At 67.3% G+C, this 23,675-nt stretch carries 23 protein-coding genes; 8 read left to right on the forward strand and 15 right to left on the reverse strand.

What is annotated here, in order from left to right; genetic code table 11:
• Positions 1-202: 202 nt before the first annotated feature.
• The gene (locus tag H3005_RS04680) at positions 203-685 is read right to left on the reverse strand and encodes a hypothetical protein (protein WP_191077646.1); all 483 of its coding nucleotides are present in this window, start codon (positions 683-685) and stop codon (positions 203-205) included.
• Between the two features lie 159 nt (positions 686-844).
• Between H3005_RS04680 and H3005_RS04685 the strand changes: the two genes are divergently transcribed.
• Together H3005_RS04685 and H3005_RS04690 are read left to right on the forward strand one after the other, a co-directional pair.
• Entirely contained in the window at positions 845-1,807 is a 963-nt protein-coding gene (locus tag H3005_RS04685; protein ID WP_191077647.1) for a pyridoxal-phosphate dependent enzyme, read from the forward strand.
• A complete protein-coding gene (locus H3005_RS04690; protein WP_191077648.1) occupies positions 1,804-2,436 on the forward strand; it encodes a YdcF family protein in 633 nt (210 codons plus the stop codon). Before H3005_RS04685 ends, H3005_RS04690 begins: the two co-directional genes overlap by 4 nt.
• Positions 2,437-2,526: 90 nt before the next feature.
• Here H3005_RS04690 and bioC read toward each other — a convergent pair whose 3' ends face one another.
• From bioC to bioB, 5 genes are all read right to left on the reverse strand, one after another.
• The gene (gene bioC / locus H3005_RS04695) at positions 2,527-3,411 is read right to left on the reverse strand and encodes a malonyl-ACP O-methyltransferase BioC (RefSeq protein ID WP_191077649.1); all 885 of its coding nucleotides are present in this window, start codon (positions 3,409-3,411) and stop codon (positions 2,527-2,529) included.
• A gap of 12 nt (positions 3,412-3,423) precedes the next feature.
• Positions 3,424-4,203 (reverse strand): SDR family oxidoreductase, encoded by a 780-nt coding sequence (locus tag H3005_RS04700; RefSeq protein ID WP_191077650.1) that lies wholly within the window; start codon positions 4,201-4,203, stop codon positions 3,424-3,426.
• A 29-nt stretch (positions 4,204-4,232) separates the two neighbouring features.
• A complete protein-coding gene (gene bioH / locus H3005_RS04705) occupies positions 4,233-5,012 on the reverse strand; it encodes a pimeloyl-ACP methyl ester esterase BioH (protein WP_191077651.1) in 780 nt (259 codons plus the stop codon).
• A gap of 18 nt (positions 5,013-5,030) precedes the next feature.
• Positions 5,031-6,254 (reverse strand): 8-amino-7-oxononanoate synthase, encoded by a 1,224-nt coding sequence (gene bioF, locus H3005_RS04710; RefSeq protein WP_100553932.1) that lies wholly within the window; start codon positions 6,252-6,254, stop codon positions 5,031-5,033.
• A 67-nt stretch (positions 6,255-6,321) separates the two neighbouring features.
• Complete coding sequence (bioB, locus tag H3005_RS04715; RefSeq protein WP_191077652.1) at positions 6,322-7,365, reverse strand: biotin synthase BioB; 1,044 nt, start codon at positions 7,363-7,365, stop codon at positions 6,322-6,324.
• 131 nt (positions 7,366-7,496) lie between these two features.
• On the opposite strand from bioB, the gene H3005_RS04720 reads away from it, so the two are divergent.
• Both H3005_RS04720 and H3005_RS04725 read left to right on the forward strand, forming a co-directional pair.
• Positions 7,497-7,925, forward strand: a complete 429-nt coding sequence (locus H3005_RS04720; RefSeq protein WP_191077653.1) for a hypothetical protein — start codon at positions 7,497-7,499, stop codon at positions 7,923-7,925.
• 239 nt (positions 7,926-8,164) lie between these two features.
• Positions 8,165-8,560, forward strand: a complete 396-nt coding sequence (locus H3005_RS04725) for a hypothetical protein (RefSeq protein ID WP_223880051.1) — start codon at positions 8,165-8,167, stop codon at positions 8,558-8,560.
• 115 nt (positions 8,561-8,675) lie between these two features.
• On the opposite strand, the gene H3005_RS04730 is transcribed toward H3005_RS04725, so the two are convergent.
• Both H3005_RS04730 and H3005_RS04735 read right to left on the reverse strand, forming a co-directional pair.
• Positions 8,676-9,239, reverse strand: coding sequence for a fasciclin domain-containing protein (locus H3005_RS04730; protein ID WP_089237606.1), 564 nt, complete (start codon positions 9,237-9,239; stop codon positions 8,676-8,678).
• 175 nt (positions 9,240-9,414) lie between these two features.
• The gene (locus H3005_RS04735; protein WP_223880052.1) at positions 9,415-9,882 is read right to left on the reverse strand and encodes an H-NS histone family protein; all 468 of its coding nucleotides are present in this window, start codon (positions 9,880-9,882) and stop codon (positions 9,415-9,417) included.
• Positions 9,883-9,996: 114 nt separating this feature from the next.
• On the opposite strand from H3005_RS04735, the gene H3005_RS04740 reads away from it, so the two are divergent.
• The gene (locus H3005_RS04740) at positions 9,997-10,287 is read left to right on the forward strand and encodes a hypothetical protein (RefSeq protein ID WP_191077654.1); all 291 of its coding nucleotides are present in this window, start codon (positions 9,997-9,999) and stop codon (positions 10,285-10,287) included.
• A gap of 121 nt (positions 10,288-10,408) precedes the next feature.
• Here H3005_RS04740 and H3005_RS04745 read toward each other — a convergent pair whose 3' ends face one another.
• Positions 10,409-10,903, reverse strand: a complete 495-nt coding sequence (locus H3005_RS04745; RefSeq protein WP_191077655.1) for a GNAT family N-acetyltransferase — start codon at positions 10,901-10,903, stop codon at positions 10,409-10,411.
• 325 nt (positions 10,904-11,228) lie between these two features.
• Here H3005_RS04745 and H3005_RS04750 point away from each other — a divergent pair, with 325 nt between their 5' ends.
• Entirely contained in the window at positions 11,229-11,924 is a 696-nt protein-coding gene (locus tag H3005_RS04750; protein ID WP_191077656.1) for a ComF family protein, read from the forward strand.
• A gap of 58 nt (positions 11,925-11,982) precedes the next feature.
• On the forward strand, positions 11,983-12,534 hold the full coding sequence (locus H3005_RS04755; RefSeq protein ID WP_191077657.1) for an HdeD family acid-resistance protein: 552 nt from the start codon (positions 11,983-11,985) through the stop codon (positions 12,532-12,534).
• Positions 12,535-12,645: 111 nt separating this feature from the next.
• On the opposite strand, the gene H3005_RS04760 is transcribed toward H3005_RS04755, so the two are convergent.
• The 6 genes from H3005_RS04760 to H3005_RS04785 form a co-directional block, all read right to left on the reverse strand.
• Complete coding sequence (locus H3005_RS04760; protein WP_191077658.1) at positions 12,646-14,448, reverse strand: MFS transporter; 1,803 nt, start codon at positions 14,446-14,448, stop codon at positions 12,646-12,648.
• Positions 14,449-14,617: 169 nt separating this feature from the next.
• Positions 14,618-15,733: an amidohydrolase family protein gene (locus H3005_RS04765; RefSeq protein ID WP_191077659.1), complete on the reverse strand. Its 1,116-nt coding sequence runs from the start codon at positions 15,731-15,733 to the stop codon at positions 14,618-14,620.
• A complete protein-coding gene (locus H3005_RS04770; protein WP_099819958.1) occupies positions 15,730-16,506 on the reverse strand; it encodes a DeoR family transcriptional regulator in 777 nt (258 codons plus the stop codon). Before H3005_RS04770 ends, H3005_RS04765 begins: the two co-directional genes overlap by 4 nt.
• 33 nt (positions 16,507-16,539) lie before the next feature.
• Positions 16,540-17,874: a D-tagatose-bisphosphate aldolase, class II, non-catalytic subunit gene (locus H3005_RS04775; protein WP_100553920.1), complete on the reverse strand. Its 1,335-nt coding sequence runs from the start codon at positions 17,872-17,874 to the stop codon at positions 16,540-16,542.
• 17 nt (positions 17,875-17,891) lie between these two features.
• On the reverse strand, positions 17,892-18,830 hold the full coding sequence (locus tag H3005_RS04780; protein WP_100553919.1) for an ROK family protein: 939 nt from the start codon (positions 18,828-18,830) through the stop codon (positions 17,892-17,894).
• The gene (locus H3005_RS04785) at positions 18,823-19,977 is read right to left on the reverse strand and encodes an SIS domain-containing protein (protein WP_191077660.1); all 1,155 of its coding nucleotides are present in this window, start codon (positions 19,975-19,977) and stop codon (positions 18,823-18,825) included. Before H3005_RS04785 ends, H3005_RS04780 begins: the two co-directional genes overlap by 8 nt.
• 321 nt (positions 19,978-20,298) lie before the next feature.
• On the opposite strand from H3005_RS04785, the gene H3005_RS04790 reads away from it, so the two are divergent.
• A complete protein-coding gene (locus H3005_RS04790; RefSeq protein ID WP_191077728.1) occupies positions 20,299-23,658 on the forward strand; it encodes a TIM-barrel domain-containing protein in 3,360 nt (1,119 codons plus the stop codon).
• Positions 23,659-23,675 lie beyond the last annotated feature (17 nt).

Below are 23,675 nucleotides of genomic sequence, written 5' to 3' on the forward strand. Positions count from 1 at the left end.
CGGGGCCGTTTGTCTTCAAAGGTGCCGACATCCGACAGGGCCGGAACAGGGGGGATCCAGATGTTCCTGTCGGATATCGACGCAGAGCTGTTTGGGACGTGCCCTTAACGTTTTTGTCACTTTGTGACGCGGGCCGTCACCACCTGCGTAGATTGAGGCTTGGACCGTGTGAAATGCAAGACGGAACAGCCGCAACTGTGCGCTATCTCTCTTGATCCATCGCACGCCAGGGGGAACTGTTCATCCTCGGCGCACGCGGAGCCGGAGCCGGTCGTGCCTGCGGCGGCGGCGACGGGCGCTCGACCCGCTGCGCGGGCTGCGGCGGACGACGCATTGAATCCATGTTGCGCCAGGGCGAGCCGCCATTGTTCTGGCGCGGCGGCGGCGGCGGGCGGTTCTCGCCGCCATTGCCCGGACGCGGTGGCGGGCGGTGGTTGTTGTGCGGCGGGCGGTAGATCGGCCGCTGGTAGTACGGGCCGCCGTAGCCGTAATAGCCACCGCCGTAGCCGCCATAGCCACCGTAATACGGGTAGCCGGCGTCATAGGGGTAACCATTGGGGTAGCGGTACTCCACCGACGGCGCACCGTGGTAGTAACCACCGCCGCGGCCACCGACATAGTCGTAAGTGGTGCAACCGGTCAGGGCCAGCAACAGGCCACCGGCAAGCATCAGGCGCGTTTTCATGATGGGTCCCCCCAGAGGACGGGTATGCAGGCAGCTTCAGCCGCCAGCGTTGAATCAGCCCTTAACTCCACCGCCCAGGATGAATGGCGGTGTACGCCAGCATGCTGGCATGACCGATGGCGCCCTCGCCAGCGCGGAGGCATAAGTTAATCTTGCGTCATGAGCGATTCACTGTTGCCCCGCGCTGATGACGTCCTTGCCGCCGCTGCGCGGATAGCGCCCCATGCCAGCGTGACCCCGGTGCTGCGCTCGCGCACGCTGGACGCATTGGCTGGTGCGCGACTGGCGTTCAAGGCCGAGCACCTGCAGCGGGGTGGCGCGTTCAAGTTCCGTGGTGCCTGCAATGCGGTGTGGTCGCTGGATGCCGATCACGCCAGTGCCGGTGTGGTGACCCATTCCTCGGGCAATCACGGCGCCGCCTTGGCGCTGGCTGCCCGCACGCGGGGCATCCCCTGCCACGTGGTGGTGCCCGAAGGGGCGGTGGCCGCCAAGCTGGCCAACATCGCCCGGCATGGTGCCACCCTCTGGCGCTGCCCGGCCACCATCGCCGACCGCGAGGCCACCTGCGCCAAGGTGCAGGCCGATACCGGCGCCACTCTGGTCCACCCGTACACCAACCCCGCAGTGATGGCCGGGCAGGGCACGGCCGCGCTGGAGCTGCTGCACAGTGAGGGTCCGTTCGACGTGCTGGTGGTGCCGGTGGGCGGCGGTGGCCTGGCCAGTGGGACCGCGTTGGCCCTGCAGCACGCAAGCCCGGGCACCCGGCTGGTGCTGGCCGAGCCGGCTGGTGCCGACGACACCGCCCGTTCGCTGGCAACCGGCAAGCGGCAGGAGGCATTTGCCCCGGACACGATCTGCGATGGACTGCGCACGCTGATCGGTGCACCCAACTTCGCGTTGCTGCAGGCCGCAGGTGCCGAGGTCATCGTGGTTGACGATGCCGCCACCGTGGCGGCGATGCGCCTGCTGTGGGACGTGCTCAAGCAGGTGGTCGAACCGTCCTCGGCGATCGTGCTGGCGGCGGTGCTTGCGCAGCCTGCGCGCTTCGCCGGCCTGCGCGTGGGGCTGGTGCTGTCCGGTGGCAATGTCGATCTGCCTGCCCTGCGTTGGGGAGCGCCGTGAGCCGCGGCCGCCATCGCGAACGTACCGGCCTGCTCGGTTGGTTGTGGCGGTTGTTCGTGTTGCTGGTGATCTGGCTGCTGGGCGTGACCGCCTGGATCGTCTGGGTCGGTGAACGCGACCAGGCGGCCAAGGCGGACGCGATCATCGTTCTCGGCGCGGCCGCCTATGATTCAAAGCCCTCGCCGGTGTTTGAAGAACGCATCCGCCATGGCCTGGATCTGTACGACGCCGGCTACGCGCCACTGCTGATCTTCACCGGTGGCTATGGCGGCAGCGGCGCGCGCTTCTCGGAATCGCAGGTGGCCCGGCGCTATGCGCTCAAGCACGGCATTCCCGATGACGCGATCCTCATCGAGACCGCCTCGCGCAATACCGTGCAGAACCTGGTCGAGGCCAAGCGGCTGATGGACCAGCGCAAGCTGCATTCGGTGATCATCGTCAGCGACCCGCTGCACATGGCGCGCGCGCTGCGCCTGAGCAAGGCGCTGGGTATCCAGGCGTTGGCGTCTTCCACGCCGAGCACGCGCTTCCGCAGCTTCCATACCAGCTGGCGCTTCCTGGTGCAGGAGATCTACTTCTTCCACCGTGATCTTGTGCGGCCGCCGCTGAGTTCACCGGCCAATACCTGAGCGGCTGCCGCTGCGCTCGCCGGGCATGGCCCGGCGCTACCCATGACGCGCGCCCGGTAGCGCCGGGCCATGCCCGGCGGCGCCTTCGAATCAGGTCTGCTTGCGCCGGATAGGAATCGCTGACACCGGCACGGAAGCAATGTCATGCCCGCCTTCGCGGATCGGTGCGCCCGGGTCGGGTGCCCAGGCATGGGCGTAGATCACTTCCCAGCTGCTGGGCAGCTTGCCATCGTCACGGCGCATCGGTTCGTACGCCGCCGCGGCCGCCGCAAACCGCCCGCGACCGGTCAACGTATGGCGGCGATCGACGCGTGCGTTGGTCGCGCCCATCGCGCGCAGCTCGCGCATCAACGAAGGCAGATCGTCGTAGGTGAGGGTGAACAGGTCGCGGTCGAGTACCGGGTCGCGGAAGCCGGCCATCATCAGCGCATCGCCGAACTGGGCGATCTGCGCGAAGCGGCTCACGTGCGGGCGGTCATCGGCGGCGGCGAAAGCTTCATTGAGCTCGACCAGCGTGTCCGGCCCGAAGGTTGAACACAGCAGCAGCCCACCGGGCTTGAGCACGCGGCGGAAACCGGCGAACACCGCCGGCAGGTCATCCACCCACTGCAGGCACAGGTTGCTGAAGATCACATCCACACTGTTGTCTGCCAACGGCAGCGCCGTGGCATCGGCGGCCAGGCGTTGGAACGGCTTCCACCAGCCGGCCTGGCGCTTGGCCTGGTCCAGCATCGGCAGTGCCACATCCAGCGCGATCACCTGCGCCTTCGGCCAGCGTTTCTTCATCAGCGCGCTGGCATGACCGGTGCCGGCGCCGATATCCAGCACCACGTCCGGCTTGCGCGCCTCCAGGTAATCCAGCGATTCCAGCAGCCGCGACTGCACCTCGCGCTGCAGGGCGGCGGCAGCGTCGTAGCTGGTAGCGGCGCGTGCAAAGGCGCGGCGGACATGGCGGGCATCGAAGTGGGACGGCATTGCGAAAGTCTCTTAGAACGTACCGGGGTAGGCGCCGCCGTCGATCAGCAGGTTCTGCCCGGTGAGGTAACCCGACTGTGCACTGCACAGGAAGGCGCAGGCGGCGCCGAATTCGTCCGGCGTACCGAAGCGGCCGGCGGGGATCTGCTGGCGGCGGCGTTCGGCCACAGCCTGCGCATCACCCTCCTGCCCCGCGGCGTGGGCGAAGTTGGCGCGCAGGCGGTCGGTATCGAACTGGCCGGGCAGCATATTGTTGATCGTGACGTTGTGGGCGACGGTGCGCCGCGCCAGCCCGGCGACGAAACCGGTCAGGCCGCTGCGCGCGCCGTTGGACAGGGCCAGCGTATCGATGGGTGCCTTCACCGATGACGAGGTGATGTTGATGATGCGGCCGAAGCCGCGTTCGATCATCGCGTCCACGGTGGCGCGGATCAGCGCGATCGGCGCCAGCATGTTGGCGTCCAGCGCGGCGATCCAGTCGTCGCGCTCGAACGTGCGGAAGTCGCCCGGCGGCGGGCCGCCGGCGTTGGTCACCAGGATGTCGACCTGCGGGCAGGCGGCCAGCGCGTGGGCGCGGCCCGCCTCGGTGGTGACGTCGGCGGCGATGGCGCGCACTTCAGCGGCACCGGGCAGCGCGCGCAGTTCCGCAGCCGCGGCCTGCAGCGCAGCGTCACCGCGGGCGACGATGACCACGTTCGCGCCTTCGCGCACCAGCGCCCGTGCGCAGCCCAGGCCAAGCCCCTTGCTGGCGCCGCAGACCAGTGCCCAGCGGCCGGAAATGCCCAGATCCATGCGTCAGTCCTGCAGAAGCGTTGGGAGGCTCATTGTCCGCCATCGGCCGGTGACAGGCCGGCAACGAAGTGTTGCAGAGCGGCTGCCACTTCATCGGCATGGCCGAGGAAGGGGGCGTGGCCGCCATGGGCGACGGTCAGCGACTGCCCGCCCGGTGCCAGCGCGGCAGCGGCCTGCATGGCAGCGGGAGAGACCAGGCGGTCACGCTGGCCGGCAATCCACAGGCTGGGCTTGCCCAGTGCGGGCAGGGCGCCGCGCAGGTCGGTGTTCTCCAGCAGCTGCAGGCCCTCGCGCAATGCGCGTTCGGTAGGCGCACCGCGTTCGACCAGACGCTGGCGCAGGGTGCGCAGTTCCTCGCGGGCATGCGCCGAACCCATCACGTCCAGTGCCAGGAAACGTTCCAGGGTGCCACTGAAGTCCTGCGCCAGGTCACGACCGAACTGCTCGAACACCGATGGCTCCACAGCGTGTGGCCAGTCATCAGCGCGCACGAAGCGCGGCGTGGCGGCGATCATCGCCAGACCACGCACCTTCGGCAGCGTGGCCGCCGCGTGCAGTGCGAACAGGCCGCCCAGTGACCAGCCGCACCACACCGCCGGCGGTGTGACCGCGGCAATGGCGTTGACCACGAACGGCAGACGCAGCGGCGTGCTGTCGTCTCGGCTGTGGCCGTGGCCGGGCAGGTCGACCAGATGCAGCGTGAACCGATCGGCCAGACGCTGCACCAGCGGCGCAAATACGCCGCCCTGCAGGGCCCAGCCGTGAATCAGTACCAGGTCCGGCCCATGGCCGGTCACTTCGATATGCATGGGGAACTACACGATCACTCAGGCCAGCGCCGGCAACGACGGCGGCAGCACTTCGCGCGCGGCAAAGGCCACGCGGTCGCGTGCAACGGCGATGGCTTCGACCAGGCCGCGCACCTGTTCGGTGGTGTGCAGCGCGGACAAGGTGACGCGCAGGCGCGCCTTGCCCTCCGGCACGGTCGGTGGGCGGATCGCGCCGACCAGCCAGCCGGCCTGTTCCAGCGCCTGCGACATCGCCACGGCGGTGTGGTCGTCGCCACAGAGCAACGGCTGGATCGGCGTTTCCGATGCCATCAGATCCAGCCCGTGACGGCGCGCTTCGCCGCGGAACAGTGCAATCAGATCGGCCAGCTTCGCGCGCCGCCAATGATCGCGTCGGGCCAGCCGCACCGCTTCCAGCGCGGATGCCGCCAATGCCGGCGCCATGGCGGTGGTGTAGATGTAGGGGCGTGCGGTTTCGGCCAGATGCTCGATCAGGTCTTCGCGGCCGAGCACCAGCGCGCCGGAACCACCGAGCGCCTTGCCCAGGGTGACCAGCTGCAGCGGCACATCGTCCACGCCCAGGCCGGCGGTGGCGACCGCGCCACGGCCATCGCCAAGCACGCCCACGCCATGCGCATCGTCCACGTAGAACAACGCCTGCTGCAGGCGCGCGACCAGCGACAGCGCACGCAGCGGCGCGATATCGCCATCCATGCTGAAGACACCATCGGTGGCCAGCATCGCCGCGCCATCGGGCGCATGCTTGAGCTGGCGCATCGCACCTTCCGCATCCAGGTGCGGGTAGCGGCGCAGGCGCGCGCCGGCCAGCCGCGTGGCATCGAGCAGACTGGCGTGGTTGAGCTTGTCCTGCACGCAGACATCGTTCTCTTCGCTCAGCAACGCCTGCTGCACGGCCAGGTTGGCGGCGAAGCCACTGCCGAACAGCAGCGCACGCGGGTAACCGAGCCACTCGGCCACTTCGCGTTCCAATGCGTCATGCAGCGCGTGGTGGCCGCAGACCAGGTGCGAAGCACCTGCGCCAGCACCTTCGCGCGCGGCGGCGTCCTGCAGTGCGTTGACCACGCTGAACTGCTGGGCCAGGCCCAGGTAATCGTTGCTGCAGAAGCCGGTCAGCCAGCGCCCATCGACTTCCAGGCGCACACCATCGCGACGGGTGACCGTGCGCCGCGGGCGGCGACGGCCTTGTGCATCGCGCAACGCGCGCTGGGCTTGGAGGCGGGCGGTCAGGTCGGGGCGTGCCATGGCGGCTGGATGCGGCGACGGGGCGGCTAGGGTAGCGCGTTGCCGCGACGCCTGCTTGGCCGCCGGCTCAGGCCGCGTGGGCGCAGCCGCAGCCGGGAGCATCGGCGCTGATATCGGCGTGCACGGTGCCGCCATGGTCGTGACCGCCGGCGTCCACCTGCACCGCCATCGGCTGCAGGCCCAACCGTGCGAACAGGGCCATGTCGCGCTCACTTTCCGGGTTGCCGGTGGTCAGCAGCTTGTCGCCATAGAAGATGGAGTTGGCGCCGGCCAGGAAGCACAGCGCCTGCAGTTCGTCACTCATCGCTTCGCGGCCGGCCGACAGCCGGACCATCGAACGCTGCATGGCGATGCGCGCCACGGCGATCATGCGCACGAACTCGAACGGGTCCAGCTCGGCACTGCCATGCAGCGGCGTGCCGGCGACCTGCACCAGCTTGTTGATCGGCACCGAATCGGGATGTGCCGGCAACGTGGCCAGCGCCAGCAGCAGGCCGACGCGCTGCGCGCGCGTTTCGCCCATGCCGACGATGCCGCCGCAGCAGGTCTTGAGCCCCGCATCGCGCACATGGCCCAGCGTATCCAGGCGATCCTGGTACTGCCGGGTATGGATGATCGAGTCGTAGTAGTCCGGCGCGGTATCGAGGTTGTGGTTGTAGTAGTCCAGGCCGGCGTCCTTCAACGCGCGCGCCTGCTCGCCACTGAGCATGCCCAGCGTGGCGCAGGTTTCCAGGCCCAGCGCCTTCACTCCGGCGATCATCGCAGCCACCTTCGGAATGTCACGGTCCTTCGGCGAACGCCAGGCCGCACCCATGCAGAAACGCGAAGCACCGGCCGCCTTCGCCTGGAGTGCCTTGGCCAGCACCGCGTCGGTGTCCATCAGCTTCTGTGCGTTGACCCCGGTGCTGTAGCGCTGCGCCTGTGGGCAGTACGCGCAGTCTTCCGGGCAGCCACCGGTCTTCACCGACAGCAGCGTGGAGACCTGTACCTGGGCCGGGTCGAAGTGCTCGCGGTGGACGGCGGCGGCGCGGAACAGCAGTTCCGGAAAGGGCAGGTCGAACAGCGCCTGCAGTTCGTCGTGGTGCCAGTCGTGGCGGATGGCGGTTGCCATGGCGGGACCTTGGAAGGGCTGGAGCGAGGGCGCAGTCTGGGTGGCTCGTGGCGAGCTGTCAACTGTTGCGAATATTGATAAGTTTACATTGCGTCCGAAGTTTAGACTGGGCGCTCACGCAAAGGATTGCCATGAACAACCCATTGATCGCCGTACTGAAGGCCGTGGCGGCGAACGCGCTGCAGGCGACGGCCATTGCCACTGCCTTGATGCTGACCCCCATTCCCGGCATCGCCCTGGCGACGACGCAGTGCGTGCTCCCGGCTGCCGATGGCGATGACATTCCTCCCTCGCCGCCCTCGGTGACGGGGAAGATCGTGAAGATCCACGATCACCGGCTGACGGTCCAGACCAAAGCAGGCTTGGTTCACCGCACTATCGTCAACGAGGGCACTGGTCTGTGGACGGTCTATGGCGGCGGTATCGAGGAGACCGACCTCAAGGTGGGGCAGCACGCATTGATCTGGTTGCAGGATTGCAGGCATGTGGGAAAGGGACCGCAGGTCGCAGCTGTCGTGCAGATCTGCTCGCTTGCCGCCGAAGCATGTGCAGAGCGATAAGGCATCTCGAGGAGATGAGCATGTTCAGAAGTTGCACGACCGTCCTACTGGCCATGGCCGGCGCAGGACTGATCCTTTGTTCGGCGAGGCAGGCGCAGGCCATGCAGGCAAGCACCCCGTATCCCACGGATGCCACAAGTTCCATTGGCCCGACTGCGGCACAAGTCGCGGAGAACGTGCGAATCCGCGAGGCGATCTTCAATGATGAAGGCGGCAATCCCAGGTTCGCCGACTACCCCGTGACAAAGATCTACAGCGGGCCAACCGCATCGCTGGATCTCAGCGATCCACGCGCCCGCATGTTCAGGACGCGCCTGTCTGCAGCCCTGAAGGACGGAGAGGTCGGCTTTGCCGGCGAGTACACGCTGGTGGGCTGGGGTTGCGGAACCAGCTGTGTTTCGATGACCTTCGTCAGCAAGCGCAGCGGCAAGCTGGCTACGCCATCGCTGGGTGGAGAGCTCGGCCCGATGGTGGTCAAGGTCGATCCGCACAGCGCGCTGGTAGTGGCCGAGGGCGGGGAGTTCGACGACAACTACGCAAGGACCGGCAACTTCGCGTTCTTCTACGTGCTGGAAGGACGCGCGCTCAAGTTGATCCGCAAGGTGCCGTTGCCGGTGGCACTGGGCGAGGAGTGAGCGGCTGGATGGCGTTGCAGGTAACTGCCGTCGCTACGATGCAGTAGAGCGGCCAGCGTGCACGAGCCATGCACCGAGCGGGGCATTGCGTTGAATGCCCGCCCGGCGCATCAGATCACTTCGGCATCAGTACCGTGTCCACGACATGGATCACGCCATTGGACTGCCTGACATCGGCAATGCTGATGGCGGCCTTGCCGCCCTTGGCATCAACCACCCAAAGCGCGCCGTCGTGCAGCTTCACGGTCAGCGGCTCGCCTTCCACGGTTTTCAGCGACACTGTGCCGCCGTGCTTCCTGGCGTCGGCCATCAACTGCTGCGAAGTATGGGTGCCGGCGACCACGTGGTAGGTCAGGATCTTGGTCAGGTCTGCCTTGTGCTCCGGCTTGACCAGAGTGTCGACCGTGCCTGCGGGCAGCTTGGCGAATGCCTCGTTGGTGGGCGCAAAGACCGTGAACGGGCCTTTGCCATTGAGCGTATCCACCAGCCCGGCGGCCTTCACGGCGGCCACCAGCGTGGTGTGGTCCCTGGAGTTGAGGGCGTTCTCGACGATGGTCTTGTTGGGGTACATCGCAGCGCCACCGACCATCACCGTGTCGGCGGCGAAGCTGACCGAGGCGGTGCCGCAGAGCACAGCAAGGCTGGCGGTGAGGGCGATACGTTGAAGAAGAGCGTGCATGGTGCGTCTCCTGGGTACTTCCGCCCCCGGCATGGGGGCATGGAAGGTACGCAGCAGGCAGACCAGCGGATGCACCGCCGTACCTGGAAACGCGCGCGTTGGCTGCACGGTTCAGCGATGAGACGCCGTCGTGAGTGGCCGGCCAGCGTCCGCTCCGGGCGCCCAGCGTCTGCAGTCAGCCTTGTTTGAAGACCGTTCGCTGGCCGATCGTGCTGGTCTTGCGAGCGGCGGACCGACCCAGCCCGGGAATCAGGAAATCAGCGGGGCTGCGACCATGCTTGGTCTTCTCGGCAAGCCAGCGCGGCATCCGGCCGCGGCCCGACCACGTGTTGCGCTTGTTGTCCGGATCGCGGTACTTGGCGGCTACCTTGCCGGGCCTGCGCCGTGCGGCAGGTTTTCTCGCCGGCGCCGTGGCCTCGGCGGGCGCGGTGCCGATCAGTTCCTCGATCGTGTAACCGCATTGCGCAGCGAAGGCGATCAGCTTGCGGCGGACGACGGCCACCGGGCGGCGGCTGGCGACCAGCGCCCTCCGCTGCTCGGCAGCAGTCACAAGGGCGTTCAGTTCGCGCAGGCTCAGGTGTTCAACGTCGATAGTCATGCTGCGGAGAGTCAGGACATCCCGGTTGCCTGTCAAGCAGCGCATGCCACGATCCATCACGCTGGATCGGCTCCCCCGGGCCCCGGGAACGATCGCTTGACGCGCCAACGCGCGCGCCATGAAGATCTACCCCTTCAATCCGGCCGTCAGGAATCGTCCATGTCTGGCTTCATCGGTGAACTGTTGGAAGGGGTAGCCAGCTTCGTCTCCGATGTATGGCTGCTGCGTCGGCAGCGCGCCAGCAGGGGCCGGGCGCAAAACACCTGGAAAGAAGACGCAGCGGATATCGCGCTGTTCGATATCCGGGTGATCGGGCTGTCGATCCTCGCGCTTGCTGCCGCCACACTGATGTTCTTCGTGCTCGGGCTGCCGCTCTGGATAAGTCTGGCGCCCGTCGCCGCAGGCGCCGTCTATTTCGGCTACCGATGGATCGCGCTTACGCGCGCCTGACGTCGATCCGTTCGGAGTTTCGTGCACGGCGCTGGTCGACAGTGCACGGTCCCGAAGAGGGAAAAACAAGCGGTTTTGATGAATAATCTGCACCGCCATGCATTGGACAGGTGCATCAACATCAGGATATTGCCCTGATCAGGAACAAGCGGAAGTCTGTTCCTTCTGACCCGGCTGGGACGCTGCAGGCCATTCCCATCTTTGCAAGATTGCGCTCCCAGAATGCGTGCGCTGCATGGTCCTTGCGGAATGTGGCCAGCAACCATTCCCCCGTTGTTGGCCGCACGAGGTCTGCAACCACTGCTGAAGCGATGCCTTTACCGCGATGTTTTGGAAGGATGAACAGATCCGCCAACTCTGGCACGCGCCGCCCCTGGAACTCGACGTCATCCACCTGGACGAATCCACACAGCAGGCCATCGAGCCAGAGCAGACGGGTCCACTGGGGTTCTTCCTGCAGGCGAGCCCGGACATCGGCAAGTGCGCAGTCGTAAAGACCATCGGCACGGATCTCCTCACCGCTCCAGGCAGAGGCTTCGAAGTAGTACAGCTGCATCAGTCTGAAGACCACATCCGCATCCTGCGCGGTTGCTTTGACAAGCGTCAGTCCGTCCATGCAGCAGAGATCCGTCCAGGGCAACCGTGCCCATGGTGATGATAGCTGGCGGCGGATCCGCAGGGATGGTTTGCCGCGCCCTCGGACAGCTCGGGCGTGATGATCACCCGCGATCCCTTCGATCGCGCCCGCTACCATGTGACCCATATCTCGGCCAAGCACGGTCTGGGTATCCGCGTGGTGGAGGGAAAGCGCGCGGTAGCAGGTGCGACGCAGGCTTACGGCCGCGCAAGACGCGGACCCCCAAGGGCAACGCTCCCTGTACTGACATGCATGCAGTCCCTTCACCGATGGGCTGCCTGCGCTTGCAGGGCGATGCTGCGGCATGCGCTTCCCACTGCCTTCTGTCCTCGGTGAACCACTACAGGCTGCCTTTCGCCTGCTGCTGCCCTTGCGCTGCCTGGTCTGCAGCGAGCCCGGCCACGACAGACTCGATCTTTGCCCCGCCTGCCTCGCCGAGCTGCCGTGGGCGGGTCGCGCCTGCCGTCGCTGCGCGCTGCCGCTACCGGATGAAGCCCTGCCCATCTGCGGAACCTGCCGCGATGAGCCGCCAGCGCAGACCGCGACCCATGCCAGTCTGTTGTACCTGCCGCCGGTCGATCAACTGCTGGTCCGCTACAAGTTCCATCAGGATCTGGCTGCCGGACGCCTGCTTGCGCAGTTGATGCTGCGCAACCCGCCGCCATGGTCGTGCGCGCCGCTGGTACCCGTGCCGTTGCACCGGAAACGCCTGCGTCAACGTGGTTACGACCAGGCCGCCGAACTGTGCCGCCTGCTGCAGTTGCCGACGTGGCGTGGGCTGTATCGTCGTCGCCACACCGCCCCGCAGTCCGAACGCAGCGCCGAGCAGCGCCGCGACAACCTGTTCGACGCCTTCGATGTGCGCGGCGCCGTCCCAGCGCGGCTGACCATCGTGGACGACGTGATGACCACCGGCAGTACCGTGCTGGAGATTGCAGAGACGTTGCGGCTGGTGGGCGCAGGAGAGGTGCGTGCATGGGTCTGCGCTCGCGTTCCGTGATCGCCCCTTTCATCCGCAAGGGCTAGGATGGCCATGAACCCGGATCGAAGGAGTGGTCATGAATTCCCCCTTGTCTCCTCTGTTGTCGGCCGTTGGACGCAGCTGGTGGATCCTGCTGCTGTACGGTCTGGTCGCGCTGGGCTTCGGCATCATCGCGATCGGCTGGCCGATGTCGGCCGCCATCGCGCTGGCGTGGACGCTGGGCGTGATGGCCATCGTCGAGGGTGTCATCAGTCTGCTGGCGCTGGTCACCGGTAGCAGCGGCGCCTCGCGCGGCTGGCTGCTGCTCTACGTCGTCGCCTCGCTGGGCTTCGGCATCCTGGCCGTGATCAATCCGCTGGCCACCGCCAGCGTGCTGGTGCTGTTCCTGGCGGCATGGCTGCTGGTGGCGGGTATCTACCGCATCGTCTTCGCCATTCGCGTACGCAGGCAGATCCAGGGTGAGTGGCTGCTGATCCTCAGCGGTGTGCTGGCCATCGTGCTGGGCCTGCTGTTCGCAGCCAACCCGTATGCCGGCGTGGCGGTAACCACGTTGTGGATCGGCATCGGCAGCCTGCTGTACGGCGTGCTGCAGGTGCTGGTGGCGTTCAAGCTGCGCAAGCTCCGCTGAGGTCTACTTCGCTGCGGCAGCGCGATGGGTAGCGTCGGCTGAAAGTCGACTGCGCTTTGATCCAGCCATGTGACCTCCGCGCTGCGCGCGGAGGTCGACCAAGGTCGACCGCTACCGGGAAAACCCGGCTTCGATCTCTTCCAGCGAGCGGCCCTTGGTTTCCGGCAGCCACAACGCGGCCACCAGGAAGAACACGAACGTGCAGCCCGCCCAGAACAGGAACATGCTGGCGTAGCCGTAGTGCCCCACCGTGGGCAGGAAGATCGCGGCGATGGTGGTGGACACGAACTGGTTGATCAGCAGCGCGATGCTCATGCCGTTGGAGCGGATGCGGTTGGGCATCAGCTCGGACAGCGCCAGCCATACGCACACGCCGGGGCCGACGGCGAAGAACGCCACGAACACCAGGATGCAGGTGGCGACGGCCCAGCCATGCGCGGGCGGCGGGATCGGGCCGATGCGCGCCTGCTCGATGCGCAGCGGCGCCTGCGCGGCACTGGCCGGGTCGGCGAACGGATTCAGGTGCACCGTGCGGAAGAACGCGCCGATGACGCTGTCCGGCTGCACGGTGCCGGCGCGCTCGATGCGCAGCTCGCGGTCGGTCAGGTTGTCGCTGCGCAGCGCGCGCACGTTGGTGAAGTCGCCGTAGGCGTAGGACACGGTCAGCTGCAGCGGCCGGCCCTCGCGGTCGACGCTACCGGCAAGACGCTGCCACTGCGCGTCGTCGAGTACCAGTTGCAGGCCGTCGCCACTTACCGCGGCCTGCAGCTGCGGCTGTACGTCGGCGCGGCCTCGTTCGGCCTGGAAGAACAGCGTTGCTGCGGCCAGCAAGGCAACGCAGATGCCACCGCTGCCCAGCATCAGCAGGAACTTGCGGCCCTTGCGGTCGACCAGCAGCAGCGCGACCACGGTCATCACCGCGTTGAGCAGCTTGATCGCCACGTCGGCGCCGTTGGCGACCGAGCCGGACAGGCCTGCCTGGTTGAGGATGTTCACCGCATAGGCCAGCACCGAGTTGATGCCGGTGGCCTGGGTGCAGGCCAGCACCACGCAGGCCAACACGAACGGCACCACGTAGCGACGGCTGAGCAGCGGGTCGCGCTTGCCGCTGCTGCTGCTCGACTCCGGCGCCTGGATCTGCGCCAGCGTGGGCTCGACATCGGCAGCGGGCAGCACGCGTTGCAGGCTGCGGCGGGCATCATCGATACGGCCACGGCGCACCAGCCAGCGCGGCGATTCGGACAGCCAGAAGATGCCGGCGCAGAACAGCAGGCCTGGTGCCAGGCAGGTCCAGAAGATGGTGCGCCAGGCGTGGTCCTTCACCGTGAACAGTTCCTGCGCCTGCTGTGCGACCGGCAGCGAGCGCACCGCTTCCGCGGCGGCGTCCACGGCATGCGCGTGGTACAGCCCGATCAACGCGGCCAGCACCAGGCCGACGGTCAGCAGCAGCTGGAACATCGCCGCGCCGCGACCGCGCCGCTCGGGACTGAGCACTTCAGCCAGGTACAGGGGAATGACCACGCCGATCAGGCCACCGCTGACACCCTGCAGCAGGCGTCCCAGCAGCAGCGGGGTGTAGCCCGACGCCAGCGCCATGATCGGAATGCTGGCGGTGAACAGGATGCCGGCCAGCAGCATCGCACCGCGACGGCCGATGAGGTCGGCGATCATGCCGGCGAACAACGAGGACAGTACGCTGCCCAGCAGCACCGCAGCGACGACGAAACCCAGCTGCTGGCTGCTGAGCTGCCAGGCGTGGCTGGCGGTGGCTTCAAGATAGGGCAGGGCGCCGGCGATGATGCCGATGTCGATGCCGTACAGCAGGCCACCGAGGCCGCCGATGAAGAGCAGATAGCGTACGGGCCAGCGCGGGGCGGTGGAAGCGGGTACGGCAGGTGCAGTGGCTGCGGTCATCGGCGTATTCCTGGAATAACGGGGATGGTGCGTGGCTGATGCAATGCGCTTGCGCGCTTCATGTAGAGCCGAGCGATGCTCGGCTGGCCGCGCGAAGCGCGGCGCGGACGTCGTCGATGTCGGTGCGAAAAGCAGCCGAGCATGGCTCGGCTCTACAGACGTGCGTCGCTTAGTGCAGGTCGATCACGCGGCCACCGACCACCACCTGCTGCAGACGCAGTTCCGCATCCAGTACCACCAGGTCGGCGCGGGCGTCGGGCGCAATGCGGCCGCGATCGCTCAAGCCCAGGTAATCGGCGGGGAAGGTGGACACGCGCTGCGACGCGTCAGCCAGATCCAATCCCACCTGCACCAGATTGCGCAGCGCCTGGTCCATGGTCAGCGCACTGCCGGCCAGCGAGCCGGTGGCCAGGCGCACGCAGCCGCCGCACTTGTGCACGCGCTGCTCGCCCAGCGCGTACTCGCCATCGGGCATGCCAGTGGCGGCGGTCGCGTCGGTCACCGCGTACAGGCGTGGAATCGCGCGTGCGGCCAGACGGATCACGGCGGGGTGGATGTGCTGCAGGTCGGGAATGATCTCGGCGTACTGCGCGTGCGCCAGGGCAGCCGCGGCGATGCCAGGCCGGTAGTGGTCGACGCCGGTCATGCCGTTGAACAGATGGGTGAAGCCGGAAGCACCGGCCTGCAAAGCGGCCACGCCTTCCTCGTAGGTGCCGGCGCTATGGCCGAGCTGCACGCGCATGCCGAGTGCGGACAGCGCGGGAATCAGTGCGGTGTGCTCGCCGATCTCAGGCGCCAGCGTCATCACCCGGATCGGCGCCAGCGCGTGCAGCTGCTGCACCAGCGCCACGGTCGCCTCGATCGTGCGGTTGGGTTGTGCACCCAGCCGCTGCGGGCTGATGAAGGGGCCTTCCAGGTGCACGCCGGCGATGCACGCGGCATCGGCATCGGGCGCGGCCATTGTTGCAGCAACACCCTGCAGCGCGTACTCGATCTCATCCAGGCCGGCGGTCATGGTGGTCGCCAGCAGGGTGGTGGTGCCGAAGCGCGCATGGGTGCGGGCGATGGTGCGGGCCACGTCGCCGCCCTGCATCAGGTCCACGCCGGCCGCGCCATGCACGTGCAGGTCGATGAAACCGGGCAGGATCACCGGCAGCTGCGGGTCATCGCCGCCGCTGTGGTCGTCCACCTGCAGTTGGCGCACGTGCGAATCGAACTGGACCTGGCCGCGACGCCAGCCCAGTGGGGTAAGGATGCGGCCGTGCAGGGAGCGGGTGTCGGTCATGCGGGGGGCTCGGCGATGATCACTTCGATGCCCAGCCGCTGCAGCCCCTCGCGGGTTGCCTCGTCGATGCCGGCGTCGGTGATGATGGCGTGGATCTGATCGAGGCGGGCGATGCGGTGCAGGCTGACGCGGCCGAACTTGGAGGCGTCGGTGAGCACCACGATGCGCCGCGCGCGTTCGACCATGCGGTGGTTGAGGCGGGCTTCGGCTTCGTCGTGCGTGGTCAGGCCGAACTGCAGGTCCAGGCCATCCACGCCCAGGAACAGCGTGTCGAAACTGTAGGAGTTGAGGCTGGCTTCGGCCTGGCTGCCCTGCAGCGACAGCGATTGCTGGCGCAGCAGGCCACCGGTCAGCAGCACGGTGATGCCGGCGGCGTTGGCCAGTTCCCAGGCGATGTTCAGGCCATTGGTCATCACCGTCACATCGCGATGTTCGCGCAGGTGGCGGGCCAACGTCATCGTGGTGGAGCCGGAGTCGATGATGATGTTGTCACCGGCCTGCACCAGGCGCGCGGCCGCCGTGCCGATGGAATCCTTCAGAGGCAGGTTCAGCGCATCCTTTTCATGGATGTCCTGTTCCTGCGGCGGCGTTCGCACCAGGGTGGCACCACCGTGGGTACGCGTGGCCAGCCCCTGCGCTTCGAAGTGGGTCAGATCGGCACGGATGGTCACCGCCGACACGCCGAAGCGCTCGACCAGATCGGCTACCTGCACCGAGCCGTGCTCGATCAGCAGCTGCAGGATCTGTTGCCGGCGGGAGCGGGTGTTGCGCATGGCCATTCTCGGTTTCGCAGGGAAAGGTAGAGATTAGCCGTTCGCAAGTACGGCGGCAGCCGAAGTTGCGTTGTGCTTGCGGGATCCGGCCTGGTTGGCGCTGCAGGCGCGGGCGTATTCGCCCAGGCACAGGCCGATGCGATGCTGCACCAGGGCGGTAGGCGTATTGGCCAGGGTGCCCTCGCGCACGGCGCGGTACTGCTCGGGCAGATACTGGCTGAGCAGCACCAGCGGTGGCGCGTGCCGTTCCAGGTTGGCGAACAGGGTCTGCACGGCCTGCAGCAGCGCCGGCTCGCCCCAGTAGTAGCGGCAGCGGTCGCTGAAGGAATAGCTGCGCAGCAGGCGCAGGGTCGCTTCGTCGCCCTGGTAGTAGGACTGCCAGGACTTCGGCTGGGCCACCATCACTTCGTCCAGCACCTGCGGCAGGCGCGAGCACTGTGCGGCCGGCAGCAGCTCGGCTTCGATGGCAGCCAGCGCGAACAGCGCTTCGCGGTAGGCGAAGGTGGCCGCGGGGCCGACCTTGAGGATGGCGAAATGGTCGCGCACCAGGGCATGCAGGCCACTTTCGCGCTGGTAGTCGGTGGAATGCGCTTCGAACACGATGCGCGGCTGCTGTTCGAGGAAGTCGGCCAGCTCGCTGGCGGCGGCAGCGTCGTACTCGTGCACGCTGCTGTGGTCGAAGTCCACGCCCGGCTGCACCACCATTGCCAGCACGCGCTGCCATGCATCGCGCAGCTGCGGGGTATCGAAGGCCTGCTGGTGGATGGCCAGGGTCTGTGCGGCGGCGGCCGGCGTGGTCACCTGCAGGCCACCGGCCAGCGAGGCTTCGCCACCGGGAATCGGCACTTCGGTGCCGATCACATAGACCGGCGGCGGCAGGCCGTGTTCGGCGGCGGTGCGTTCGGCGATTTCAGCCAGTTCGGCCGAACGTGCAGCGACGATGGCATCGGGCAGCGGCACCGGGTCATCGGCGCAGGACATGCTGCAGTCCAGGTGGATCTTGTGGAAACCAGCGGCAACGTAGGCTTCGATCAGCACGCGCGCATGGGTCATTGCTTCCGCAGCCGGGCGTTTCTGCCAGGCATTCGGGCCGAGGTGGTCGCCGCCGAGGATCAGGCGCTCCCGCGGGAAGCCTTCTTCATCGGCCAAGGTGCCGACGTAGTCGCGGTACTGCGGCGGGGTCATGCCGGTGTAGCCGCCGAACTGGTCGACCTGGTTGGAGGTGGCTTCGATCAGCAGCACGGTATCGTGCGCCAACGCCACGTGCATGGCCGCACGCAGCACCTGTTCATTGCTGCAGCAGACGCTGTACAGGCCGACGTTGGCACCGGCGCGGTGGGAGGCAAGCAGGGTCTGCAACGGGGACATGGTCAAGCTCCGGTCAATCAGGAAAACGAGGGTTGGCAGGCCAGCAGGGCGGCACCGCGTGCGCCACCGGCATCACCGAAGCGCGGTGGCACGATGGGCGGTACCTGCACGCCGTTGAACAGATGCGCGGCGATGGCCGCAGGCAGCAGCTGGTACAGCGGTGCGTACTGGGAAAGACCACCGCCGAGCACGATCACGTGCGGGTCCAGGGCCAGCACCAGTGCGGCGAGGCTGTGGCCAAGCAGATCGCGGTGGATGTCGAGCGCCTGTCGTGCACGCGCGTCGCCGGCTTCGGCCAGGGCGATCACCACGCTGGCATCGGCAGCGCTACCACCGAGGTGGCGCTCGATCATCGCCAGGCCACTACCGGACACGTAGCGTTCCACGCAGCCTTGCAGGCCACAGGCGCAATCGATCAGCGGCAGGCCATGGCGCTGCAGCAGGTGCCCTGGCACGCTCCAGTGGCCCCATTCGCCGGCCAGGCCGTTGAAGCCGGACAGCAGGCGTCCCTGCAGGCAGAAGCCGCCACCGGCACCGGTGCCGAGGATGGCGCCGAACATGCTGGGGTAGCCATCGGCCGCGCCGCCATGCGCTTCAGAGAGCGCGAAACACTGCAGGTCGTTGCCGAAATGCAGCGGGCGCTGCAGGCGCGCCTGCAGATCGCTCGCCACGCATTGGCCGGTCAGCGCAGGAACATTCGCGCTGAGCTGGCGGCCGCTGCGACGATCACGCACGCCGGGCAGGGCGATGCCGATGGCCGCATCGCTGCGACCCAGCGCGGCATCGGCCTCAGCGACCAGTGTCACCACCGCCTGCAGGAAGCCGTCGTAGTCACCCTGCGGAGTGGCCACGCGGCGCCGCCAGGTGACCTGCATCGCCGCATCGCACACCACCAGCTCGGTCTTGGTGCCGCCGATGTCGATGCCGTAGCAGGCGTTGGCGATCAGCTCAGCCATGGTGGATGGTGACACCCTTGACCACGCGGTTGACGGTGCCGTCCGGGAACGGATTGTCCGGGGTCAGGCCAAGTGCGGCCGAACGCTGCAGCGCGTACAGCTGCGCAAAGCCCAGCCACACCGGCGCAAGCCACGGGTCATCCAGGGCAGGCACGGTGAGCGTGTAATCATCATCGGCGCCGATATCCGAATGCGGGCCGATCGACAGTACCTGACCGGCCACGCCATCGCGGCGCAGTTCTTCCAGCAGATCCTGTTCATAGCGGCGCGCCAGCGGCTGCCCACTGCGCAGCACGACCACCAGGGTGGTGCCGTCCAGCGTGGATTTCGGGCCGTGGCGGAAGCCGAGCGGGGTGTTGGCCAGCGCCAGCACGCGGCCGGCGGTCAGCTCCAGCACCTTCAGCGCAGCTTCGCGAGCGAGTGCTTCCAGCGGGCCGCTGCCAAGGTAGATCACCCGGTTGAACGGGCGCTGCGCCAGCGCGGCCACCGGTGCGTCCCACTGCGCCTGGCCTTCGCGGGCGAGACCGGCAATCTGCTTCAGGCGTGCGATGCGCGCATCCCACGGCGAACGGTCGAACACGGTCAGCGCGGCCAGCAGCATGCAGGTCAGGCTGCTGGTCATGGCGAAGGCGCGGTCGCAGCTGGCCGACGGCATCAGCAGCGTGCAGGTGTCGGCACGGCCGGCGCCGCGACGGGCCAGTTCGCCATCGGCATTGCAGGTGATGTCGAGGAAGCGCGCGTCATCCACGTCGCTGCGCACGCGATCGACGGCGGCGACGCTTTCGGGGCTGGAGCCGCTGCGGCCGAACGACACCAGCAGGGTCGGACGGTCGCGCTGCAGGTACAGCGCCGGGTGGGTGAGCAGGCTGGTGGTGTGCACCACGCGCACGTCGGCCGGCCACTGCGCGTTGATGGCATCGGCCACCATTTCGGCGATGAAGCCGGAACTGCCGGCGCCGGTGAACAGCACGCGCTGGTTCGGGTCATTGAGGCTGTCGCCGAGGAAGGCCTGCAGGCGGTCGCGGGCACGCGACAGATCCTGTGCAAGGGCTTCCCACAGCGCCGGCTGCTGGGCGATTTCGGTAGCGGTATCGGCTCCGCCGCGGCGCTGCCAGGCGGACACATCGGAAAGCAGGGTGACGTCCATTCGGAGGTTCCAGTTGGGCCAGCGCACCATCTGCGTTTTCTTTCGAAATGTCAAATACCGAAAGTAAAAAGAAAGATATTGCGGTGCCGACTTTCCCGGTGCGGCATGCCGCTGGAAACGAAAGAAACCGCCAGATGCCGTATCGCACAATGCTTAACAGGGTGCTGCAAGCGCTTACACAAAGTATTGCAGCGCAACAACTTTCGTTTCATATAAATATATCTTCCTTTTTCCTTTCAATTTGTTGACATCTTTCGAATTGCTGCCCTAGAGTCGGCCCAACCGCTTTCGAAACGCCCGGTGAACGGGTTGGGAGTCCGTGTGGAAATCTGCGTTCGTCGTTCGCCACTGCTGCTGGCCCTGTTGCCGGCATTGCTGTCGGCGTCCCTGTCGGCCCAGGCCGCACCGGTCGGAAACCTGCGCTCGGTCAGCGCCAGTGCCAGCACCGACGGTGTAAGTGGCTGGGACCTGCAGACCGACAACGGCACCCGCATCCGCATCGAACTGCCGGCCACCGACATCATCCGCGTGCAGGCCGGCCGCAACGGCAAACTGACCGGCGCCGGCGACAAGGCCGCGCCGATCGTGCTGCCGCAGCCCAAGGCCAACGTGCAGGCGCAGCTGGAAGAAGACGCGCAGGAGATCCGCGTGCGTACCGCTGCACTGGTGCTGCATGTGCAGCGGCAGCCGCTGCGCCTGCGCTTGGAGCGCCTGGACAACGGCCAGCCCACCGCCTTGTGGCAGGAACTGCAGCCGCTGGACCTGGATGCCGCGCAGAGCGTGCAGGTGCTGTCCTCGCAGGCCGATGAAGGCTACTACGGTGGTGGCCAGCAGAACGGCCGCTACCAGTTCAAGGGCCGCGAACTGGAAGTCTCGTACTCCGGCGGCTGGGAAGAGGGCGATCGCCCGAGCCCGGCACCGATGCTGCTGAGCAGCCGTGGCTGGGGCATGCTGCGCAACACGTGGAGCGATGGCAGCTACGACCTGCGCCAGAGCGACCAGGCCACCCTGCTGCATCGCGAAGACCGCTTCGACGCCTACTACTTCGTTGGCGCCGACCTGCCGAAGCTGATCGAGCGCTACACCCAGCTGACCGGTCGCCCGAACATGGTGGCGCGCTGGGCGCTGTCCTACGGCGATGCCGATTGCTACAACGACGGCGACAACAGCAAGAAGCCCGGCACCGTGCCCGAAGGCTGGAGCGACGGCCCGACCGGCACCACCCCCGATGTGATCGACAGCGTGGCCAAGCAGTACCGCGCCAACGACATGCCCGGCGGCTGGATCCTGCCCAACGATGGCTACGGCTGCGGCTACAAGCAGTTGCCGGAAACCGTGAAGGGCCTGGCCGGGTATGGTTTCCGCACCGGCCTGTGGACCGAGAACGGCGTCGACAAGATCGCCTGGGAAGTGGGCAAGGCCGGCAGCCGCGTGCAGAAGCTGGACGTGGCCTGGACCGGCAAGGGTTACCAGTTCGCGATGGATGCCAACCGCCAGGCATTCAACGGCATCCTCGACAATTCCGATTCGCGCCCGTTCCTGTGGACGGTGATGGGCTGGGCCGGCATCCAGCGCTATGCCGTGGCCTGGACCGGCGACCAGAGCAGCAGCTGGGACTACATCCGCTGGCACGTGCCGACCCTGGTGGGTTCGGGCCTGTCCGGCATGGCCTACGCCAGTGGTGACGTGGACGCGATCTTCGGCGGCAGTGCCGAGACCTTCACCCGCGACCTGCAGTGGAAGGCGTTCACGCCCGTGCTGATGGGCATGAGCGGTTGGTCGTCGAACGCGCGCAAGCACCCGTGGTGGTACGACGAGCCCTACCGCAGCATCAACCGCGACTACCTGAAGTTGAAGATGCGCCTGACCCCGTACATGTACGGGCTGGTGCACGAGGCCGCGCAGACCGGTGCACCGCCGGTGCGAGGCCTGATGTGGGACAACCCGCGCGATCCACACGCGCAGGATGAGACCTACAAGTACCAGTTCCTGCTCGGCCGCGACCTGCTGGTCGCGCCGGTGTACCGCAGCCAGGCCGCGAGCCGTGGCTGGCGCCGCGACATCCACCTGCCTGCCGGTGGCTGGATCGACTACTGGGATGGTCGTCGCGTGCAGGCCGCCGCCGATGGCCGCCAGCTTGACCGCCAGGTGGACCTGGCCACGCTGCCGGTGTTCGTGCGTGCCGGTGCGATCCTGCCGATGTACCCGTCGATGCTGTTCGACGGCGAAAAACCCCTCGATGAAGTGACCTTCGATCTGTACCCGCAGGGCGATTCGCAGTACACGCTGTACGAAGACGATGGCAACACCCGCCGCTACCAGCAGGGCGAGTCGAGCACGCAGCTGATCCGCGTGCAGGCGCCTGCCCAGGGCAGTGGCCCGGTGCAGGTGCAGATCGATCCGGTGCAGGGCCAGTACAACGGGCAGCTGGCGCAGCGCCGCTATGGCCTGCGCGTGCTCAGCCGGCAGGCGCCGCGCGCAGTGCAGGCCGCTGGCCGTACGCTGCCCGCACTGACCGACGCGACCGCGTTCAACAGCGCCAACGAGGGCTGGTACTTCGACGCCAAGGAGCGTCGCGGCACCCTGCACGTACGCACCGCTGCGCAGGACATCCGCCAGCCGCTACAGCTGCAGCTGGACTTCGCCGTCGCCGCAGCGGCCGCCGACGATGCCTACCCGGCCGCACCGGTGCTGGGCCGCGAACTGCCGGCCGACAGCCTGCTGGTGGTCAACCGCCCGGCCGAAGAACCCGGCCATGCGTTGGAAAATGCCTTCGATGATGATCCGGCCACGTGGTTCCGCAGCGTGCGCAACCAGGCCGTGCGCACCGGTGCCCATGAGTGGGTGATCGGCTTCGGCGAACGCAGGATGATCGATGGCATCGACATCGCACCGCGCAACGACAAGAACTGGAAGCACGGCCAGGTGCGCGACTACGAGGTGTACCTGGGTGACAGCAATGGCGAATGGGGAGAGCCCATCGCCCGCGGCCACCTGCAGCTGAAGGAAGGCGTGCAGCGCATCGACTTCCCGGCCCACGCCGGCCGCCTGCTGCGCTTCCGCGTGCTGAGCGTGCAGAACCCCGAAGGTGATGGCGCCAGCAGTACCGATCCGATGGTGACTGCCGCGCAGGGCAGTGCGCGTGCCTTCGATGCGCTGCAACCGCGCGACGTCGGCCCGATTGCCCTGTCCACCTTCCACATCCTCGAACACCAGGAACCGGAGCGACCGGCCCGGCAGCGCTATCTCTCCGAGCTGCCGGTGCCGGCCGCGCTGGCCAGCCAGGTGCGCGCCGACAAGGCGTTCACTGGTGACGCCGGCATGCGCATGAACGGCCTGCAGTTCCGCCGGGGCCTCGGCGTAGCCGCCAGCAGCCGCATCGACCTGCGCCTGCAGGGTGGTTGGCGCCTGCTGCGCGCCGACCTCGGCATCGACGACGCCTGCCGCACGGCCGGTGGCCTGCAGTTCCAGGTCTGGGGTGACAACCATCTGCTGTACGACAGCGGCCTGGTGAAGGCGCCCGGTGTGGTCAAGCCTGAGCTGGATATCCGTGGCCTTTCCACCCTGAGCCTGCGCACGCTGGGTGCGCAGGGCAGCCAACCCGCCCAGGTCTGTGCCAACTGGGCCAACGCCGTGCTGATCGGCCAGGAGGGCGACTCCGCCAGCATCGTCGCCCCATGACCGCCACGTAACACCGC

It is taken from the genome of Stenotrophomonas sp. Br8 (genome assembly GCF_014763005.1).
In the GTDB taxonomy this organism is placed as follows: domain Bacteria; phylum Pseudomonadota; class Gammaproteobacteria; order Xanthomonadales; family Xanthomonadaceae; genus Stenotrophomonas; species Stenotrophomonas lactitubi.

Excerpts from the sequence above, each read along its gene's own strand:
- H3005_RS04680 (WP_191077646.1), bottom strand. The coding sequence starts at position 685 with ATGAAAACGCGCCTGATGCTTGCCGGTGGCCTGTTGCTGGCCCTGACC.
- H3005_RS04685 (WP_191077647.1), top strand. The coding sequence starts at position 845 with ATGAGCGATTCACTGTTGCCCCGCGCTGATGACGTCCTTGCCGCCGCT.
- bioC (WP_191077649.1), bottom strand. The coding sequence starts at position 3,411 with ATGCCGTCCCACTTCGATGCCCGCCATGTCCGCCGCGCCTTTGCACGC.
- H3005_RS04700 (WP_191077650.1), bottom strand. The coding sequence starts at position 4,203 with ATGGATCTGGGCATTTCCGGCCGCTGGGCACTGGTCTGCGGCGCCAGC.
- bioH (WP_191077651.1), bottom strand. The coding sequence starts at position 5,012 with ATGCATATCGAAGTGACCGGCCATGGGCCGGACCTGGTACTGATTCAC.
- bioF (WP_100553932.1), bottom strand. The coding sequence starts at position 6,254 with ATGGCACGCCCCGACCTGACCGCCCGCCTCCAAGCCCAGCGCGCGTTG.
- bioB (WP_191077652.1), bottom strand. The coding sequence starts at position 7,365 with ATGGCAACCGCCATCCGCCACGACTGGCACCACGACGAACTGCAGGCG.
- H3005_RS04720 (WP_191077653.1), top strand. The coding sequence starts at position 7,497 with ATGAACAACCCATTGATCGCCGTACTGAAGGCCGTGGCGGCGAACGCG.
- H3005_RS04730 (WP_089237606.1), bottom strand. The coding sequence starts at position 9,239 with ATGCACGCTCTTCTTCAACGTATCGCCCTCACCGCCAGCCTTGCTGTG.
- H3005_RS04735 (WP_223880052.1), bottom strand. The coding sequence starts at position 9,882 with ATGCGCTGCTTGACAGGCAACCGGGATGTCCTGACTCTCCGCAGCATG.
- H3005_RS04740 (WP_191077654.1), top strand. The coding sequence starts at position 9,997 with ATGTCTGGCTTCATCGGTGAACTGTTGGAAGGGGTAGCCAGCTTCGTC.
- H3005_RS04745 (WP_191077655.1), bottom strand. The coding sequence starts at position 10,903 with ATGGACGGACTGACGCTTGTCAAAGCAACCGCGCAGGATGCGGATGTG.
- H3005_RS04750 (WP_191077656.1), top strand. The coding sequence starts at position 11,229 with ATGCGCTTCCCACTGCCTTCTGTCCTCGGTGAACCACTACAGGCTGCC.
- H3005_RS04755 (WP_191077657.1), top strand. The coding sequence starts at position 11,983 with ATGAATTCCCCCTTGTCTCCTCTGTTGTCGGCCGTTGGACGCAGCTGG.
- H3005_RS04760 (WP_191077658.1), bottom strand. The coding sequence starts at position 14,448 with ATGACCGCAGCCACTGCACCTGCCGTACCCGCTTCCACCGCCCCGCGC.
- H3005_RS04765 (WP_191077659.1), bottom strand. The coding sequence starts at position 15,733 with ATGACCGACACCCGCTCCCTGCACGGCCGCATCCTTACCCCACTGGGC.
- H3005_RS04770 (WP_099819958.1), bottom strand. The coding sequence starts at position 16,506 with ATGCGCAACACCCGCTCCCGCCGGCAACAGATCCTGCAGCTGCTGATC.
- H3005_RS04775 (WP_100553920.1), bottom strand. The coding sequence starts at position 17,874 with ATGTCCCCGTTGCAGACCCTGCTTGCCTCCCACCGCGCCGGTGCCAAC.
- H3005_RS04780 (WP_100553919.1), bottom strand. The coding sequence starts at position 18,830 with ATGGCTGAGCTGATCGCCAACGCCTGCTACGGCATCGACATCGGCGGC.
- H3005_RS04785 (WP_191077660.1), bottom strand. The coding sequence starts at position 19,977 with ATGGACGTCACCCTGCTTTCCGATGTGTCCGCCTGGCAGCGCCGCGGC.